Below are 18,780 nucleotides of genomic sequence, written 5' to 3'. Positions count from 1 at the left end.
CTCAGTGCGGTGATTCCCCGGGAGGGGTTTCAGGCCACGCGGTGATCTCCCGAGCCATACGGCTGTGATCACCCGGCGAGAAGGGTCTCAGGACACGCGGTGGGCGCCGGGTGAGGGAATGGCCTCGAGGAAGCGCGGTGCCTCCCAGGAACGGTCGGCGTAGGCGGCGGTCACGGCCTCGCGGACCTGCTCGTCGCGGTCCGTGGGCACCAGGGCGATCACCGAGCCGCCGAAGCCGCCGCCGACCATCCGGGCGCCCCGCGCCCCGGCGCGTACGGCCTCCTCGACCGCCACGTCGGCCTCCGGCCAGGAGATCTCGAACTGGTCGCGCAGCGACAGGTGCGAGGCGGTCAGCAGCGCGCCGACCTCCGCGACGGCGCCGGCCCGCAGCAGGCCGACCACGGCCTGGACGCGGTGGTTGTCGGTCACGACGTGCTGGGTGCGGCGGCGCAGGACCGGGTCGTCGAGCACCTTCAACGCGGCGGCGAGGTCCTCGACGTCGCGCAGCGCCGGGACGCCGAGCAGCTCCGCGGCCTTCTCGCAGGCGGCGCGGCGGCTGGCGTACCCGCCGTCGACCAGTTCGTGCTCGGCGCGGGTGTCGATGACCAGGAGCGAGAAGCCGGTCAGGTCGAGCGGCACCTGTGAGGACAGGCCGCTGCGGCAGTCGAGCAGCAGGGCGTGCCCCTCGGTGCACAGCAGGGAGGCCGACTGGTCCATGATCCCGCACGGCATGCCGACGAAGTCGTTCTCGGCCCGCTGGGCGATGCGGGCCAGCTCCGGCCGGGGCACCTCGATCCCGTACAGGTCGCACAGGGCGAGCCCGACCGCGCATTCGAGCGCCGCGGACGAGGACAGGCCGGCCCCCTGCGGCAGGTCGGAGTCGATCAGCACGGACGCGCCGCCCACCTCGTGTCCGGCCTCGCGCAGCGCCCAGGCGACCCCGGCGGCGTACGCGGCCCAGCCGGTCACCTCACCGGGACGCGGGTCCGAGGCGCGCACGGCGTCCGGTGACTGCACGGAACGGAGTTCGAGGACGCCGTCGTCGCGGCGGGCCGCCGTGGCCGTGATGCCCTGGGCGACGGCGAACGGCAGGACGAAACCGTCGTTGTAGTCGGTGTGCTCACCGATGAGGTTGACGCGGCCTGGAGCGCGCCAGACGCCTTCCGGGTCGCGCCCGTAGAACTCGCGGAAGTCCATGTTCACCGTGCCTATCGTGGGGGCAGCGATCCTACCGGCAGCCCGTCGGGGAACAGGTCCTCGGTCGCCCGTTCGAGAGCGATACGGATGGCGCCGGTCGCGACCGCCTCGTCGCCCAGCGCGGACACTCTGACCTCGGGCGGAGGCGGGCACAGCGCGGCGAGGCGCTCGCGCAGCCCTCCGGCGATCAGGTCACCGGCGCGCGACAGCCCGCCGCCCAGGACGACGACGGCGGGATCGACGGCGAGGAGCAGCGCCGCCGTGCCGGTCGCCAGGTCGTCGGCGAACCCGTCGACGGCGACCGTGGCGCGCGCGTCGCCGGACCGGGCGGCCGCGAAGATGGCGGCCAGATCGCCGTTGCCGGGGCAGGCGGCCAGCAGGCGGTCGGGGGCCTCCTCCCAACGGAGTGCCGGCAGCAGGCCGATCTCCCCGGCGCCGCCCCGGTGCCCGCGGTGGAGCCGCCCGCCGATGAGGACGCCCGCGGCGACCCGGTTGCCGGCGAGGACGCAGACGGCGTCCTGGACGTCGCGGGCCGCCCCGCGCCAGTGCTCGGCGATGGTGGCGAGGTTCGCGTCGTTCTCGACGACCACGGGTACGGCCTCGACGACCATCGGCGCGGCGCCGCGACCCGCGACCAGGGCGTCGGTCACCGGCACGGCGCTGCCGTCGGCGGTCGGGGCGTCGGCCACAGCGTGACCGTCGGCGGTCGGGGCGTCGGTCAGGAGCGCGCGCTCGAGGTCGAAGCCGGTCCAGTCGGGCAGCACGGTGCACAGGGTGACCGCGCCGTCGTGGACGACGCCGGGCGTCCCGACGCCGATCGCGCGCAGGCGGCTCGGAACCACCCCGCTGTCGTCGAGGCAGCGGGTGAGGGTGGCACGGGCCACCGCGAGGCGCTCGGCGCGGCCGAGGTCCGGATCGACCGTGGCGCGGCGGACCTCGTGGACCTCGCCCTCCAGGTCCGCGAGGATCACCAGGATCTTGTGGACGCCGATGTCGATGCCGGCGACGTACCCCTCGTCGGCGCCGAAGCGGAACCGCCGCGCGGGACGTCCGGCGCCGCCGGGCTCGGGTGGCAGCTCGCGGACGATCCGGTCGCGTACGAAGTCCTCGACGACGTCCTCGACCGTCGGGCGTGACAGCCCGGTGACCGCGCTGACCTCGGTGAGCGTGCGCGGGCCCTGGGCGTAGAGGGCCGCGAGCACGTCCGTGGAGTTCAGCCGGCGCAGCCGGGACGGATCACCGCCTCGTCTCACCTGGACCCGCCTTGTCTTACCTGGACCCGCATCGTCTCACCTGGACCCCCTTGACATTCGCGCTCCGCAGCATAGATCCTCGCACTTACTAACGAAAGTTCCTTTAATAAGTCGGAGGGAGACGCATGCCGGTCACCCTGGCCCTCGTCGGAGCGGGCATGCGCGGGTCGGACTACGGCCGCCGCGCGGTCCGTGACGGCCGTGCGCGTGTCGTGGCCGTGGCCGAGCCCGTCGCCGAGCGACGGGAGCAGGCCGCCGCAGAGCACGGGCTCGGTCCCGACCAGGTCTTCACCGACTGGCGGGAGCTGGCGGCGCTGCCGCGCCAGGCCGACGGGGTCATCGTCGCCACGCGGGACGTCGAGCACGTCGAGCCCGCCGTCGCCTTCGCCGAGCGCGGCTACCACCTGCTGCTCGAGAAGCCGATGGCGCCCACCGAGGCCGGGTCGGCGGCGATCGCGGAGGCCGCCGAGCGCGCCGGGGTCATGCTGGCCGTCTGCCACGTCATGCGCTACTCCGCCTACACCCGCGCGCTGAAGGGGCTGATCGACGCGGGCCGGATCGGCACGGTCGTCAGCGTGCAGCACCTCGAGCCGATCGGCTGGTGGCACTTCGCCCACTCGTACGTGCGCGGCAACTGGCGGCGGGAGGACGAGTCCTCCCCGATGCTGCTGGCCAAGTGCTGCCACGACATCGACTGGCTGGCCCACATCATCGGCCGGCCGGCCCGGCGCGTGTCCTCCTTCGGCGGGCTCATCCACTTCCGCCCGGAGAACCGCCCCGAGGGCGCGGCGGACCGGTGCCTCGACTGCGCGGTCGAGGCCTCCTGCCCGTACTCCGCGTCCCGCACCTACCTTGGCTTCGTCGGTGACCCCGACCGCGAGCACTGGCCGCTCAGCGCGCTGACCTTTGACCCGTCGCCCGAGGGGGTCCGGGAGGCCCTGAGGGACGGGCCGTACGGCAGGTGCGTCTACTCCTGCGACAACGACGTCGCCGACCAGCAGGTCGTCACGATCGAGTACGAGGGCGGGGTGACCGCGTCGTTCACCGCGACCGCCTTCACGCCCATGGGGTTCCGCAAGACCCGGATCTTCGGCTCCCGCGGCTCCATCGAGGGCGACGGCGTCCGGCTCACCGTCGAGGACTTCGTCGCCGGGACCAGCGAGGTCATCGAGACCGACGAGGGGGAGGAGGTCTCGCTCGCCGGGGACCACGGCGGGGCGGACCAGGCCCTCACCGACGCGTTCGTCGCCGCGCTGGCCGCCGGTGACCCGTCGCCGCTGCTCTCCGACGCCCGTACGTCCCTCGCGAGCCACCGGCTGGTGTGGGCCGCCGAGCGGGCCCGGCGCACCGGCACCGTCGTCTCCCTCGCCGATGACGGGAGCCTCGCCGGCCCCCGTTCCACCCCCATCGCACCAGCGGAGTCACCATGAAGCACCGTTTCCCGCGTCGCGGCCTCATCGGCGCCGTCCTGGCCCTCGGGCTGTGCGCCTGCGGATCCTCCGGCACCTCCCACGACTCGGCCGGTAGCGGGCCGATCACCTGGGCCAGCTTCAAGGATCCGACCGGCACCCTCCTGAAGATCGTCAACAGCTGGAACTCCTCGCACCCCGACACCAAGGTGACCCTGGTCGACCTGCCCGAAGCGGCCGACGCCCAGCGCCAGCAGCTCGTCCAGAACGCCCAGATCAAGTCCACCGCGTACGACGTCGTCACGCTCGACGCCGTCTGGACCGCCGAATTCGCCGCGAACCGCTGGGTGGACCCGATCACCGGGCTGGACACCGGGGGATTCCTCGGCCCGTCGCTGCGCACCGGCCAGTACCGCGGGAAGCTGTACGCCGCGCCGTGGCTCACCGGCGCGGGACTGCTCTACTACCGTACGGACCTGCTGAAGAAGGCCGGGATCGCCAAGCCGCCGACGACCTGGCAGGAGCTCACCGACGACTGCGCCAAGGTGCGCAAGACCGCCGACATCGGCTGCTACGCCGGCCAGTACGACAAGTACGAGGGCCTGACCGTCAACGTCACCGAGGCGATCGGCAGCGCGGGCGGCCACGTCCTGGACGCCTCCGGGAAGCCGGCCCTGAACACCCCCGAGGCCCTCGCCGGGCTGCGGTTCCTCACCGACGGGTTCAAGAACGGCCTGATCCCCAAGGCCGCCCTCACCTACCAGGAGGAGAACGGCCGGCGCGCCTTCGAAGCCGGTGAGCTGCTGTTCCACCGCAACTGGGCGTACGTCCACTCCCTCGCGAGCAAGACCGACGGCTCCAGCAAGGTCGCGGGGAAGTTCGACGTCGCGCCGCTGCCCGGGCGCACCGGCCCGGGCGTCTCCACCCTCGGCGGGAACAACGTGGCGATCTCCGCCTTCTCCAAGCACAAGAAGACGGCGCTCGACTTCACCCGGTACGTCACGGGCCAGGAGGCCGAGAAGACCTTCGGGCTCGGCAGCGCGTACCCGATGTCCCGCGCCGCGCTGTACTCCGACCCGGCCTTGGTCAAGGCGCAGCCGTACCTGCCCACGCTGGCCACGTCGATCCAGAACGCCCAACCCCGGCCCGAGGCCGTCCGCTACGGCGACGTCACCGCGGCCATCCAGGAAGCGGCCTACGCGGCCCTGCGCGGTCAGCAGAGCCCCGAACAGGCCCTCGCCGGTCTGCAGGCCAAACTCGGGCCGCTCGCCGCGAACTGAGGCCGCTCAGGGCGGCGGTCGGCGCACCGCCGCCCGTCGCCGCGGCTCTCACCGCTGCGCGAACGCCCAGGCGTCCGTGACCATCGCCCGCAGATCGCGCTCGGGCTTCCAGCCGAGCCGGTCGGAGATCTTGGTGGAGGAGGCGATCAGCACGGCCGGGTCGCCGGGCCGCCGGGGGCTCTCCACCGCCGGGATCTCGTGCCCGGTCACCTCGCGGCACACGTCGATGACCTCGCGGACCGAGTAACCCGAGCCGCTGCCCAGGTTGAAGATCTCGTGCGTTCCCGGCGCGCAGGCGTCGAGGGCCAGCAGGTGGGCCTCGGCGAGGTCGACGACGTGGATGTAGTCGCGGACGCAGGTGCCGTCCGGCGTCGGGTAGTCGGTGCCGAAGACCGCGACCGACTCGCGCTCGCCGAGCGGCACCTTCAGCACGTTGGGGATGATGTGGGTCTCGACGGTGTGCCGCTCGCCGTAGCGGCCGTAGGCGCCCGCGACGTTGAAGTAGCGCAGGCTCACCCCGCCAAGGCCGTACATCCGGGCGTACTCCGCGAGCGTCGTGTCGATGGCGAGCTTCGAGGCGCCGTACGGATTGGTCGGACGGGTCGGGTCGGTCTCCAGGATCGGCGTGCGCTCGGGCTCGCCGTAGGTCGCGGCGGTGGAGGAGAACACGATGCGCGGCGTCCCATGCGTCCGCATCGCGTCCAGCAGGGCCAGCGACTCGCCGAGGTTCTTGTCCCAGTACAGCCCGGGTTTCTCGACGGACTCGCCGACCAGGGACTTGGCCGCGAAGTGCAGCACGCCGTCGAAACCCTCGGAGAGGGTCTCGTGCGCCGCCTCCCGCAGCGTGCCTCGGACCAGCCGCGCGCCGTCCGCGACGGCGTCGGCGTGCCCGGTCGAGAGGTCGTCCAGGACGACCACCTCGTGCCCGGCCTCCAGCAGGCGGGCCGAGACCACGCTGCCGATGTAGCCGGCGCCCCCCGTGACGAGAAGTTTCATCGGACCTCCAGCGAGAATGAACCTGTACGCTTTCAGCTCTAATCTTTCCGAACAACCCGACTGGACATGGACGACCCACATAGTCTTAGGCGTTTCTCATGAGAGAAACGCTGGTGAGCGCCGCGATCGTCCTCGCGCTCATTCTCGTCGAGGCCCTTTTCGTGGCCTCCGAAATCGCTCTCGTCTCGCTGCGCGACAGCCAGGTCCGCCGGATCGCCGACAGCGGCCGGCGCGGCCAGGCGGTGGCGAGGCTCGTCGGCGACCCCAACCGCTTCCTCGCCGTGGTGCAGATCGGCGTCACGCTCACGGCCCTGCTGTCGTCCGCGTACGGCGCGATCACGCTCTCCGAGACCGCCAAGAAGGCCCTGATCCGGCAGGGGATGTCCGACGGGATCGCCGGGTTCATCGGCGTCGTCGGCGTCACCCTGATCATCTCCTACGTCACGCTGGTCATCGGGGAGCTGGCGCCCAAGCGGCTCGGCCTGCAGCGGGCCGAGGGCACCGCCCAGATGGTGGCGCCGTTCCTCGACCGGATGGCGAAGGCGTCACGGCCGGTGATCTGGCTGCTGTCGAAGTCGACCAACGTCATCGTCCGCATGCTCGGCGGCGACCCGGACACCTCCCGCGAGGCGATCACCGCCGAGGAGATCCGCGCGCTCGTGGCCGGCACCACCGAGATCGCCCCGGACGAGCGGAACCTCATCGAGGAGGTGTTCGCCGCCGGGGAGCGCCAGCTGCGCGAGGTGCTGGTGCCGCGCACCGAGGTGGAGTTCCTCGACGCGGCGACGCCGCTGGCCAAGGCCGCGCGCACGACCACGGGCAGCCCGCACTCGCGGTACCCGGTCTACCGCGACTCCCACGACGACGTCATCGGGTTCGTGCACGTCCGGGACCTGCTCGACCCGCAGCTCTCCGGGCGCTCCACGCCGGTCGGCGAGCTGGTCCGGCCGGTCCTGTACCTGCCGGCGAGTAAGCGGGTGCTGGCCGCGCTGTCGGAGATGCGGCGCGAGGGACACCATCTGGCGATCGTCGTCGACGAGTACGGTGGGACGGCGGGGATCGTCACCCTCGAAGATCTCGTCGAGGAGCTCATCGGCGACATTCGCGACGAGTACGACGTGGAGGACGATCACGCCCGCCGGCTGCACGGTGGAGCGCTCGAGATCGACGGCCTGCTCAACCTCGACGCGTTCGCCGACGAGACCGGCCTGGAGCTGCCCGAGGGACCGTACGAGACGGTCGCGGGCTATCTCATGGCCGTGCTCGGGCACCTGCCGCAGGTCGGTGAGAACGTCGAGGTGGACGGGCATCGCCTCACCGTCACGGAGGTGGACGGCCGGCGCGTGTCGCGCGTCCGCCTTACCCCGCCGCCCGCCGCCCCGGCGGACGCCGACGAATCCTGAGAGAATCCACCTATGCCCATCGAGCCCAGCACGTCCCCGGCGCGCCCGCGGGTCCTGTCCGGCATCCAGCCGACGGCCGACTCGTTCCACCTCGGCAACTATCTCGGCGCGCTCCGTCAGTGGGTCGCCCTGCAGGACACTCACGACGCGTTCTACTGCATCGTCGACCTGCACGCCATCACGGTGGAGCACGACCCGGAGACGCTGCGGCGGCGCACGAGGGTGGCCGCGGCGCAGCTGTTCGCGATCGGGCTGGACCCCGAGCGCAGCACGATCTTCGTGCAGAGCCAGGTGCCCGAGCACGCGGAGCTGCAGTGGGTGCTGGCCTGCCTCACCGGGTTCGGCGAGGCCAGCCGGATGACGCAGTTCAAGGACAAGTCGGCCAAGCAGGGCGCCTCCGCGGCGTCCGTCGGGCTGTTCACGTACCCGATCCTGCAGGCCGCCGACATCCTGCTCTACCAGGCCGACCAGGTGCCGGTGGGCGAGGACCAGCGGCAGCACCTCGAGCTGACCCGCACCCTCGCGCAGCGGTTCAACCACCGCTTCGGCGAGACCTTCGTCGCCCCCGAGGCGTACATCCCGAAGGCCACGGCGAAGATCACCGACCTGCAGGAGCCGACGGCGAAGATGAGCAAGTCCTCGTCCTCGCCGCAGGGCATCGTCGACCTGCTGGACGAGCCGGGCCCACTGCGCAAGAAGATCATGAGGGCGGTCACCGACACCGGCACGGAGATCAAGGCCGACGAGGAGAACAAGCCCGGCGTCACCAACCTCCTGCGGATCCACTCCGCGCTGTCCGGCACCTCCATCGAGGACCTCGAGCGCCACTTCGAAGGCCAGGGGTACGGCGCGCTGAAGAAGGAGCTCGCCCAGATCGTCCTCGACACGTTCGAGCCGATCCGGGAGCGCACCGGCAAGCTGCTGGCCGACGAGGCGCAGCTCGACCGGATGCTGGCCGTCGGTGCCGACCGCGCCCGCGAGGTGGCCCAGGCGACCATGGAGACCGTACGCGACCGGGTGGGGTTCCTGGGCCGTGCCTGACGCCGAGGAGCGCACGATCGGAGTGGCCGTCGCCATCCCCGAGCCGTACGGTCCGGAGCTGCAGCGCCGCCGCGCCTCGTTCGGCGACCCGCTGGCCGCGTCCATCCCCACCCACATCACGCTGGTGCCGCCGACGCGGGTGCTGGCCGCGGAGCTCGATGACATCGGGCGGCACCTGCGCGCGGCGGCCGGGGGCGAGCACCTCTTCGACATCCACCTGCGGGGCACCGGCACCTTCCGGCCCGTGTCCCCGGTGGTGTTCGTGGCGCTCGCGGAGGGCATCGCCGACTGCGAGCGCCTCGAGCGCAAGGTTCGCCGCGGCCCGCTCGCCGTCGAGCGCGCCTTCCCGTACCACCCGCACGTGACCGTCGCCCACCATCTCGCCGACGACGTGCTGGACCGGGCGTTCAAGGAACTGGCCTACTACGAGGCGAAGTTCCCGGTGCGCGGCTTCTCGCTGTACGAGCACGGGCTGGACGGCGTGTGGCGGCCCCGGTGGCAGTTCCCGTTCGGCGGGCGTGCGGACGACTCATGAACGTTCACCCTCGGTGAATCTTCTCCCGTTACGGGGGTAGTGCCCCACCATGGCGCCGCTGATCGGTGGGATGCATCGAGGGGTCACATCGGTACAGGAGCGAGGCAAGGCGTTTCTGCGCGGGTTGCGGGCCCGCTGGGCGTGGTTCGACCATCTGGGCCGGGCCTACGAGCGATATCGGGGCTGCCGTGGCGACCGGCTGGCCGCCGCCCTCACCTTTTACGGGTTCCTGTCGTTCTTCCCGCTGGTCGCGCTGGCCTTCGCCGTCATGGGGTACGTCGTCGCGGTCAGCCCCGGAGCGCGCGAGTACGTCACCAAGGCGATCTACGAACTCCTGCCCGGCATCGCCGACCGGCTGCCCGTGCATCAGATCGCCGACGCCAAGGCGGGCGCAAGCGTGTTCGCGCTGATCGGCCTGTCCTGGAGCGGCCTGGGCTGGATCGGCGTCTGGCGGGAGTTCCTGCGCACGATGTGGACGGGCAGCCCGGAGGACGACATCAACCCCGTCCTGAAGAAACTCGCGGACCTGGGCGTCCTGCTCGTTCTGGGCCTGACCCTGCTCGCCTCCGTCGCGCTCTCCGGGCTGGCGACCTCGGCGACCCACGCCGCCCTCCACTGGGCGGGGCTGAATCAGGTGACCGGCGCCGGAACGCTCCTGCGGCTGGTCGCGATCGGCGTCGCCATCGCCGCGAACACCTTCCTCTTCCTCGTCCTGTTCGAACGCCTGTCGGGCACCCGAGCACCCTGGCGGCAGCTTCTGCGCGGCTGTCTCTTCGGCGCCGTGGGTTTCGAGGCGCTGAAGCTGATCGGCACCTACCTCGTCGGGCACGTCATGCGGAACCCGCTGTACGCGTCGTTCGCCGTGATCGTCGGTCTGCTGATCTGGATCAACGTCGTGTCGCGGTTCATCCTGTTCACCGCGGCGTGGACGGCGACGCGCCGGGTGGTGATGAAGGCGGACGAGCCGCAGACCGCCGAGGGCGTGCCCGGCGGATCTTGTACGTAGCGAGCGGCGTCCAGAGTGTGCCCTGGAGCCTGACGGCGCGTCGGTCCGTGGGGCGCACGGCCCCGCGGATCAACGCGCCGTCTCGTCGTCCCGGGTGTCGGCGTCGGGCGAGTCGTCGTCCACCGCCCGCGACGGCGCGGTGTCCGGACCCTCCGAGGGCTCGAACGGCCCCCGCGGCCGCACGCCCTCCTCCGCGCCGTCGCCGGCCACGGCCCGTACCGCCGACGCGCCGTCCCAGACGGTCCGCTCGGCGTCCGCGGCCCCGTGGTCCGCGTCGAGTACCGTCCGCTCGGCCTCACCGGCGGCCGGGTCGTCCTCGCGCTCGGCCTCGCCGGCGGCCGGGTCATCCTCGCGCCCGGCGTCCCCGGGGCTCCCGTCCTCGTCATGTACGGCGCGCTCGCCGTCCATGGGCTGCACCGGGTTCGGCGCCGTCTGCCCGGCGGTCGGGCTTTCTCCGTCGGAGGACGGCGGGGCGCCCGCGACCTTGACGTCGCCCGGGTGCGGAACCCCGGGGTCGGCTTCGGCGTCCGGTGCGTCCGAGGCCGTCTCCGGACTGAGGGTGCGGACGTGGCCGCCGCTGGGCAGCGCCAGCGGTGCCCCAGCACCGGCGGGCGCCGCGCGACGGCGACGGCGACGGCGCACGCCGATCGTCAGGCCGATGACGATCGCCAGGAGGGCGGCGCCTCCACCACCAGCGAGGCCGAACTTCCGCCAGTCGGGCCCGTCGGCGGGGGAGACGCGGACGATCTGCGGTCTCTTCGCCGCCGCCGGGACGGTCTTCTTCGGCTGCGGCGGCGGGATCGGATCCACGAGCGTCCCGACGGAGCCGGTCTTTGCCCGCTCGGCGAAGCCCCAGTCCAGCAGGGACCGCGCGTCACCCCAGAAGTCGGACTGGGCGTGTATCAGCGAGATGATGATCGTGTGGCCGTTGCGGGTGGCCGCGCCGACGAAGCTGCCCAGCGCGTGGCTGGTCCAGCCGTTCTTGCCGCCGATCATGCCCTTGTAGCGGTTGCCGACGAGCAGGTGGTCGTGCGTGCCGATCTGGTAGCCGCCGGTCTTCTTGCCCTTCTCCCGCTCCTTCTTGTCGGGGGGAGCCGGCCAGTCGTAGAGCGTCGCGCCGACGTACTTGCGGAAGTCGGGCAGGGTCAGGCCCTGCTTCATGATCAGTGCGAGGTCGTACGCGGAGCTGTGCTGTTGCGCGACCGTGAGCGGCGGGTCGTCGTCGAGGCCGCTGGGGGTCCGGGCGATGGTGTCCAGGGCCTGGATCCGGTGGGCCTCGGCGTTCATCTGGTCGATGGACGGCTTCAGGCCGCCGTTCGCCTCGGCCAGCGCCATGGCCGCGTCGTTCCCGGACTGCATGAGCAGCGCGTGGAACAGGTCGCTCACGGTGTAGGTCCACTTGGTGTCCATGCCGACCGCCGACCCGGACGCGTTCACCGCGGTCTGGGACGGCTTCATCTTCTTGGCCGGGTCCAGGCGCGGGATCAGCGTGATCGCGGTCAGCGTCTTCAGCGCGCTGGCGGGCCGGTAGTGGCCGTGCGGGTCCTTCGCCGCCAGGATCCGTCCCGTCTCCAGGTCCGCGATGACGTACGCCGAGGCCTGGATGTGCGGCGGGGTGGACATTCCGGAGGATTTGTCCCAGAGGTAGCCATGACCGCTCAACCCGGGGCCGCCGACGACCGTGTCGGCCTGGGCCGGCGTGGCGTACAGCGGCGCGACACCCACGCAAAGGGTGAAAATGGCGATCAGCGTTCTTCGCATGGCGGCCCAACGGTAGACGACGGGTACGTGCACCGACACAGGGGGTGTACCCCCAATAATGACGGCTGATGATCCCCTCTGGGTTCGCCTCCGTTTTTATGATCGGCCTTGCCGTATTCATGATCGGCGAGTGGCGGGCGCTTGCCGAGAACTTGGGCGGAGGCCCTGCCCGATCCACCGCGTTCTCCGTCAGCCACACATTCTGACCTGCGTGCCGGGAGGTCGGTCGGGGCCGGTCGGTCGGGAAGGGCAACGCCGTCCCGGCGCTCGTGATCGGGCCCATCGGCCGCCATGGATGGACGGCCGGCAGTGTGAAGTAGGCCACCATGTAACCGAACGGCGATCGGTCGTACGATCGCACAAGGGCGAGGTGGAGCCGCGCAGCCTGCCCTGCTGAGAGCGTTCCGGCAGGTCGGCGGCCGAATGGGAAGGTGATGACGGCATGCGTTCCGAGTCGGGGCTGCCGATCGAACCCGTCTACGGACCCGAGGCGCTGGAGGGGTTCGAGCCTGCGGCGCAGCTGGGCGAGCCGGGTGCGTTCCCCTTCACCCGCGGGGTGTACCCGACGATGTACACCCAGCGGCCGTGGACGATGCGGCAGTACGCCGGGTTCGGCACCGCTGCCGAGTCGAACCGGCGCTACCACCAGCTGATCGAGGCGGGCACCGCAGGCCTGTCGGTGGCCTTCGACCTGCCCACGCAGATGGGTTACGACTCCGACGCGGAGATCGCCCGCAGCGAGGTCGGCAAGGTCGGCGTCGCGATCGACTCGATCGAGGACATGCGCGTGCTGTTCGACGGCATCCCGCTCGGCGAGGTGTCGACGTCCATGACGATCAACGCGCCCGCGGCCGTGCTCCTGCTGCTCTACCAGCTCGTGGCCGAGGAGCAGGGGGTGCCCGCCGACCGGCTCACCGGCACGATCCAGAACGACATCCTCAAGGAGTACATCGCGCGGGGCACCTACATCTTCCCGCCGAAGCCGAGCCTGCGCCTGGTCGCCGACACGTTCCGGTACTGCAAGGACGAGATCCCCAAGTGGAACACGATCTCGATCTCCGGCTACCACATGGCCGAGGCCGGGGCGACGCCCGTGCAGGAGATCGCGTTCACGCTCGCCAACGCCAAGGAGTACGTCCGGGCGGCCGTCGAGTCGGGGCTGGACGTCGACGCGTTCGCGCCGCGCCTGTCGTTCTTCTTCGTGGCCCGCACCACGCTGCTGGAGGAGGTCGCGAAGTTCCGCGCGGCCCGCCGGATCTGGGCGCACATCATGCGGGAGGAGTTCGGGGCGAAGAACCCCAAGTCCCTCATGCTGCGGTTCCACACCCAGACCGCGGGCGTCCAGCTCACCGCCCAGCAGCCGGAGGTCAACCTCGTGCGCGTCGCGATCCAGGCGCTCGGCGCGGTCCTGGGCGGCACGCAGTCGCTGCACACCAACTCCTACGACGAGGCGATCGCGCTGCCCACGGAGAAGGCCGCCCGCCTCGCCCTGCGCACCCAGCAGGTGATCGCGCACGAGTCCGACCTGACGCGGACCGTCGACCCGTTCGCCGGGTCGTACGCCGTCGAGTCGATGACCGACGAGATCGAGGAGGCCGCCCGCGCGCTCATCGACCAGGTCGAGGAGCTGGGCGGGGCGGTGAACGCCATCGAGAAGAGCTTCCAGAAGGCCGAGATCGAGCGGTCGGCGTACCGCACGGCGCTGGAGATCGACGGTGGCGAGCGCGTCGTGGTCGGCGTGAACCGCTTCCGGACCGACGGCGAGGAGCCGTACGAGCCGCTGCGCGTGGACCCGGCCATCGGCGAGGCCCAGGCCGAGCGGCTGGCCCGGCTGCGCGCCGAACGCGACAACGACGAGGTCCGCCGGCGCCTCGACGACCTACGTCACCTCGCGGAGAAGGAGGGCGCGCAGGCCGCGTCCGGCGACGTCTCCGCCCGCGACGGCAACCTGCTGTACCCGCTGAAGGAGGCGCTGCGGGCCCGCGCCACCGTCGGCGAGGTCTGCGACGCGCTGCGCGACGTCTGGGGGATGTACGTCCCCGCCGACGCGTACTGAGTTCTCCGCCGACGACTGCGAGCACCCCCATCGGCGCCCGCCGCGAGCCTCGCTGACGGGCGATGATCCCCCGGGAGCGACGAATGCCTGAGATGAGCGACGAGTGGCGGGCGAACATCGACGCCTACGAGCAGACGGCCCGTTCGATGATCGCCTTGGGCGATGAGCTCGACACCGCGGACTGGGAACGCGCGACCGAGTGCCCCGGCTGGTCGGTCAAGGACCAGTACTCCCATATCCTGGGGGTGGAGCGCTGGCTGCTCGGGGAGGCTCCGGACGAGGAGCCGCGGACGGTGGCCAACACCGCCCTCGACGTCGAGCTCTGCCGCTCCTGGCCGCCGGAGAAGGTCCTCGGCGAGCTGCGCGGGGTGATCGACGGGCGGGTCGCGGTGCTGCGCTCCGGTGCCGTCGACCTGACACAGATGGTGACCACACCCTTCGGCACGACGATGGCGTACGGCGACTTCATGCGGTTCCGGGCGCTCGACGTGTGGATGCACGAGCAGGACGTCCGCCGCGCGGCGGGGCGGAGTGGCAACCTCGACGGTCCCGCCGCCGAGGTGGTCGCCGGAATCCTCGCCCGCTCCCTGCCGGCCACCGTGGCCAAGCGGGCGGGGGCCGCGCCGGGCCAGATCGTGGTGTTCGAGATGCCGGCGCGTCGCTGGTGCGTCGAGGTCGGCGCCGATGGCCGGGCCCGCTTCGCCGAGGAGTCAGGCGAGCCGACCGCGCGGCTCCGCATGGAGTGGGAGACGTTCGTGCGGCTCGGCGGCGGCCGGGTGGATCCGTCCGAGGCCGACGTACGGATCATCGGCGACCGCGATCTCGCCGGCCGGGTGCTCGCCGGTATGTCCGTGATGCCATAGGGGCGAATGAGCCTGATGATCAAGATGGTCATTAGTGAGCATTGCTCATAGCCGGAACGGATGGCGGTGGCCGCTCGGTGGGTGCCCCAGAAGAGTCAACCGCGCATCGCGGGGCAAAGACGTCCCGAGGCGACGTCCCGCTGGCGGGCATGATGGTCACCGGATCGAGGCGATTTCGGTGGTCACTCGAGGCGGCCGACGTGCTGGCCGAATTACGCCACACGGACGGCATTAACCTGCAAGGATTGAGGACGACGGAGGTTGGCCGTGGCCATCGAGTTCAACGCCTCTCGGGGTGCGACTTTGGGCGTCGAGTGGGAGCTTCAGCTCATCGACGACCAGACCCGGTGCCTTCGTCAGGATGCCGGACAGGTGCTGGGCGCGCTGCCCGGGCTCAGTGAGGCCGAGCGCAATCCCAAGATCCGCCATGAACTCATGGAGTCGACCGTGGAGATCGTCACCGACGTGTGCCACACGGTCTCCGAGGCGCGCGCCGACCTCGCCGCCACGATCGCCGAGCTGCGCTCCGTCGCCGAGCCGCGCGGCATCGAGCTGGCCTGCACCGGCACTCATCCGATCAGCGACTGGCGCGACGCGGAGATGGCGCCGATCCAGCGCTACGCCGAGCTCGTCGAGCAGTACCAGTGGCTGGCCCGGCGCATCCAGACGTACGGCGTGCACGTCCACGTCGGGATCCGGTCCGTCGACAAGGCCATCCCGATCGTGAACGCCCTGTCCGCCTATCTCCCGCACTTCCTCGCCCTCACCGCGTCGAGCCCTTTCTGGTGCGGCGACGACACGGGACTGGCCTCGAGCCGGGCCGTCGTCTTCGGGGCGCTGCCCACCGCCGGCCCGCCGCACCTGCTGACGGACTGGGCGGAGTTCGAGGCGTACATGGACACGTTGCTGCGCGCCAAGGCGATCAGGAGCATCAAAGAGGTCTGGTGGGACATCCGCCCGCATCCGGATTTCGGCACGATCGAGATCCGGATGTTCGACGGCATTCCGACGCTCCGCGAGGTCGGAATGGCCACGGCGCTGTGCCAGTGCCTCGTCGAACTCTTCGATCACCAGCTCGATCGCGGATACACTTTGCCCAGCCCAGCCGCCTGGGTCGTACGCGACAACAAATGGCGAGCGACCCGGTACGGCCTGGACGCCATCGTGATCACCGACGATCACGGGACGACCGCTCCGCTCCGCGACGAGCTCTATGAACTGGTCCGGGAGCTGGAGCCGATAGCGGACCGGCTCGGCTGCGCCGAGGATCTGAAGGTGCTCTCCGACGTCCTCGACCATGGCGCCTCCTATGAGCGGCAGCGCGCCATCGTCGCCGACGGCGGGAGCCTGGAGGACGTCGTTACCGCGGCTCTCACGGAGTTCCGGGAGGACCGGTTCGTCAATCCACGGGAGGTGACACATGCGGGGGCCTGAATTCCCCGGTAATGAGCCATCGGGAGGAGGGCTGAGACCGCAACTCGACTCCTTTCTGGCCGAGCACGAGAGTGATCTCATCGCCTTCCGCCGGGACTTGCACATGCACCCGGAGCTCGGTTTCGCCGAGCACCGCACGACGGCTCGCCTCGTCGAGGCGCTGACCGCGGCGGGGCTGCGGCCCAAGCGGCTCCCCAAGGGCACCGGCCTGATCTGCGACGTCGGCAACGGCGACGGGCCGATCGTCGGCCTGCGCGCCGACATCGACGCGCTTCCCCTTGCCGACGAGAAGGACGTCCCCTACCGCTCGACGGTGCCCGGCCTCTGTCACGCCTGCGGCCATGACGTGCACACCACGATCCTGCTCGGCGTGGGGCAGTTCTTCGCCCGGCAGGCCGCGGCCGGTCTCGTGCCCGGACGGGTGCGGCTGATCTTCCAGCCGGCCGAGGAGACGCCGGGCGGCGCCCTGGACGTCCTGGCCGCCGGAGGCATCGCCGGAGTCGACCGCGTCTTCGCCCTCCATTGCGACCCGCGCCTGGAGGTCGGCCGTCTGGGCCTGCGGGTCGGCCCCATCACCGCGGCCTGCGACAAGGTGAACGTCCGGGTCGCCGGGCCGGGCGGCCACACCGCGCGCCCCCACCTCACCGCCGACCTGGTGTACGCCCTGGCCAAGATCGTCACTGAGCTGCCGGCGGCCCTGTCGCGGCGCGTCGACCCGCGTTCCAGCCTCAGCCTCGTGTGGGGCCGGGTGTCGGCCGGGTCGGTGGCCAACGCCATCCCCGACGACGGCATCGCTCAGGGCACCGTGCGCTGCCTCGACGAGGAGGCGTGGCACTCCGCGCCCGAGCTGATGAAGACCCTGCTCGACTCGGTGGCCAGCGCGTACGACGTGAAGGCCGAGCTGGACTACGTCCGCGGTGTTCCCCCGACGGTCAACGAGAAGACGAGCGTCGACATGTTCCGCACCGCCGTCGGCAGCGTCCTGGGTGAGGACGGCGCCACGGGCACCCCGCAGAGTCTCGGCGGTGAGGACTTCGGCTGGTTCCTCGAGTCGATCCCCGGCGCACTCGCGCGCCTAGGCGTCGCGGCGCCCGGCATGGCAGGTGCGTACGACCTGCATCGCGGCACCTTCGACGTGGATGAGCGGAGCATCGGCATCGGCGTACGGATCATGGTCGCCACGGCGCTGACCGCGCTGTGGGAGAGCCGCGCCGACGCCACCGAGCCGATCGGCGAACCCGCCGCGTAGCGATCACTTGTGTTGACGCGGGCGGCCATGACCCCCGGCCGCCCCCGTACGCCCCCCGCTGACGGCCTGACCAGTGACGATGCGCTCTCGCCTTGATAACGGACGCGTTGCGACACGGTTGCTTTGGTTCGTTCCGCCCCTGGCTCCGACTAAGGTCCGAGAGATTCGTGCCATGACGCACATTTCGGTCGGGGTCAAATTGGAGGAACCACCTTGCGCCGTGCAGTGAAGATGACCGCCGTGGTCGCGAGCGCGGTGCTTGCACTGAGCGCCGCCGGCTGCGGTGGCAAGAAGGCCAGCACCGGGGGTGGGGGCGGCGGCGACGGCAAGAAGTCCCTCAAGGTCGGTCTCGCGTATGACGTGGGCGGCCGGGGTGACAAGTCGTTCAACGACGCCGCGTACGCCGGCCTGCAGAAGGTCCAGAGCGACCTGAAGCTCGACGTCAAGGACATCGAGGCCAAAGAGGGCGAGAGCGACAACGACAAGATCCAGCGCCTGCAGCTGCTGGCTCAGTCGGGCTACAACCCCGTGATCGCGGTCGGCTTCGTGTACGCGCCGGCGCTCGCCAAGGTCGCGCCGAAGTTCCCGAACACCAAGTTCGCGATCATCGACGACAACTCGGTTCAGCAGGCGAACGTCGCCGACCTGCTGTTCGCCGAGCAGGAGGGTTCCTACCTCGTCGGCGCGGCGGCGGCCAAGAAGTCCAAGACCGGCAACATCGGCTTCGTCGGCGGCGTCGCGACCCCGCTGATCAAGAAGTTCGAGGCCGGGTACGTCGCGGGCGCCAAGAAGATCAACCCGAACGTCAAGATCCAGATCAAGTACATCTCCCAGCCGCCGGACTTCGGTGGCTTCAAGGACCCGGCCAAGGGCAAGACGATCGCCCAGGGCATGTACGACCAGGGCGCGGACGTGGTCTACGCGGCGGCGGGCCTGTCCGGCACCGGTTCGCTGCAGGCGGCCACCTCCACCAAGAAGTGGTTCATCGGCGTCGACTCCGACCAGTACCAGACGGCGTCCGCCGACGAGAAGCCGTACGTGCTGACCTCGATGCTCAAGCGCGTCGACACCGCGGTGTTCAACTTCGTCAAGGACGTCGGCGACGGCAAGTTCGCCAAGGGCGACCAGCGGTTCAGCCTCAAGAACGACGGCATCGACTACTCCAAGTCGAACCCGACGGCGCTGGGCGACCTGCCGGCGACCCTCGACGACCTGAAGCAGCAGATCGTCTCCGGAAAGATCACACCGCCCGAGAAGTGACGGCGGTAAGGGCTCGGGCCCGGGTGGACGGCCGCTT

At 71.0% G+C, this 18,780-nt stretch carries 15 protein-coding genes; 11 read left to right on the top strand and 4 right to left on the bottom strand.

Translation table 11 applies throughout. From position 1 onward, the window contains the following. Positions 1-87 precede the first annotated feature (87 nt). Positions 88-1,197, bottom strand: a complete 1,110-nt coding sequence (gene galK, locus ACQP2O_RS47400; RefSeq protein ID WP_433191406.1) for a galactokinase — start codon at positions 1,195-1,197, stop codon at positions 88-90. An 11-nt stretch (positions 1,198-1,208) separates the two neighbouring features. Then, on the bottom strand, positions 1,209-2,450 hold the full coding sequence (locus ACQP2O_RS47395) for an ROK family protein (RefSeq protein ID WP_433176186.1): 1,242 nt from the start codon (positions 2,448-2,450) through the stop codon (positions 1,209-1,211). A 125-nt stretch (positions 2,451-2,575) separates the two neighbouring features. Here ACQP2O_RS47395 and ACQP2O_RS47390 point away from each other — a divergent pair, with 125 nt between their 5' ends. Beyond that, entirely contained in the window at positions 2,576-3,880 is a 1,305-nt protein-coding gene (locus tag ACQP2O_RS47390; protein ID WP_433176185.1) for a Gfo/Idh/MocA family protein, read from the top strand. Continuing rightward, positions 3,877-5,139: an ABC transporter substrate-binding protein gene (locus ACQP2O_RS47385; protein ID WP_433176184.1), complete on the top strand. Its 1,263-nt coding sequence runs from the start codon at positions 3,877-3,879 to the stop codon at positions 5,137-5,139. The genes ACQP2O_RS47390 and ACQP2O_RS47385 overlap by 4 nt, the downstream gene beginning before the upstream one ends. 48 nt (positions 5,140-5,187) lie before the next feature. On the opposite strand, the gene galE is transcribed toward ACQP2O_RS47385, so the two are convergent. After that, complete coding sequence (gene galE / locus ACQP2O_RS47380; RefSeq protein ID WP_433176183.1) at positions 5,188-6,135, bottom strand: UDP-glucose 4-epimerase GalE; 948 nt, start codon at positions 6,133-6,135, stop codon at positions 5,188-5,190. A 98-nt stretch (positions 6,136-6,233) separates the two neighbouring features. Between galE and ACQP2O_RS47375 the strand changes: the two genes are divergently transcribed. The 4 genes from ACQP2O_RS47375 (at position 6,234) to ACQP2O_RS47360 (ending at position 10,120) form a co-directional block, all read left to right on the top strand. Then, a complete protein-coding gene (locus tag ACQP2O_RS47375; protein ID WP_433176182.1) occupies positions 6,234-7,538 on the top strand; it encodes a hemolysin family protein in 1,305 nt (434 codons plus the stop codon). Between the two features lie 12 nt (positions 7,539-7,550). After that, the gene (trpS, locus tag ACQP2O_RS47370) at positions 7,551-8,579 is read left to right on the top strand and encodes a tryptophan--tRNA ligase (RefSeq protein WP_433176181.1); all 1,029 of its coding nucleotides are present in this window, start codon (positions 7,551-7,553) and stop codon (positions 8,577-8,579) included. Further along, the gene (locus ACQP2O_RS47365) at positions 8,572-9,114 is read left to right on the top strand and encodes a 2'-5' RNA ligase family protein (protein WP_433176180.1); all 543 of its coding nucleotides are present in this window, start codon (positions 8,572-8,574) and stop codon (positions 9,112-9,114) included. The genes trpS and ACQP2O_RS47365 overlap by 8 nt, the downstream gene beginning before the upstream one ends. A 70-nt stretch (positions 9,115-9,184) precedes the next feature. After that, on the top strand, positions 9,185-10,120 hold the full coding sequence (locus ACQP2O_RS47360; protein WP_433176179.1) for a YihY/virulence factor BrkB family protein: 936 nt from the start codon (positions 9,185-9,187) through the stop codon (positions 10,118-10,120). A 69-nt stretch (positions 10,121-10,189) separates the two neighbouring features. Here the strand turns inward: ACQP2O_RS47360 and ACQP2O_RS47355 are convergent, their stop codons facing one another. Next, entirely contained in the window at positions 10,190-11,881 is a 1,692-nt protein-coding gene (locus ACQP2O_RS47355; protein WP_433176178.1) for a hypothetical protein, read from the bottom strand. 442 nt (positions 11,882-12,323) lie between these two features. Between ACQP2O_RS47355 and ACQP2O_RS47350 the strand changes: the two genes are divergently transcribed. The 5 genes from ACQP2O_RS47350 to ACQP2O_RS47330 all read left to right on the top strand — a co-directional run bounded on the left by ACQP2O_RS47350 (position 12,324) and on the right by ACQP2O_RS47330 (position 18,743). Beyond that, a complete protein-coding gene (locus ACQP2O_RS47350; protein ID WP_433176177.1) occupies positions 12,324-13,937 on the top strand; it encodes an acyl-CoA mutase large subunit family protein in 1,614 nt (537 codons plus the stop codon). An 83-nt stretch (positions 13,938-14,020) separates the two neighbouring features. Then, entirely contained in the window at positions 14,021-14,800 is a 780-nt protein-coding gene (locus ACQP2O_RS47345) for a maleylpyruvate isomerase family mycothiol-dependent enzyme (RefSeq protein ID WP_433176176.1), read from the top strand. Positions 14,801-15,067: 267 nt separating this feature from the next. Continuing rightward, complete coding sequence (locus ACQP2O_RS47340) at positions 15,068-16,234, top strand: glutamate--cysteine ligase (protein WP_433176175.1); 1,167 nt, start codon at positions 15,068-15,070, stop codon at positions 16,232-16,234. Next, complete coding sequence (locus tag ACQP2O_RS47335; RefSeq protein WP_433176174.1) at positions 16,221-17,483, top strand: amidohydrolase; 1,263 nt, start codon at positions 16,221-16,223, stop codon at positions 17,481-17,483. Before ACQP2O_RS47340 ends, ACQP2O_RS47335 begins: the two co-directional genes overlap by 14 nt. A gap of 213 nt (positions 17,484-17,696) precedes the next feature. Beyond that, positions 17,697-18,743, top strand: coding sequence for a BMP family lipoprotein (locus tag ACQP2O_RS47330; RefSeq protein ID WP_433176173.1), 1,047 nt, complete (start codon positions 17,697-17,699; stop codon positions 18,741-18,743). Positions 18,744-18,780: the final 37 nt, after the last annotated feature.

Origin of the sequence: Actinoallomurus sp. CA-150999, assembly GCF_050942425.1 — a bacterium.
Lineage (GTDB): Bacteria > Actinomycetota > Actinomycetes > Streptosporangiales > Streptosporangiaceae > Actinoallomurus.
The sequence above is the reverse complement of the archived record's forward strand: the minus strand, read 5'-3'. Positions and strand labels throughout refer to the sequence as shown.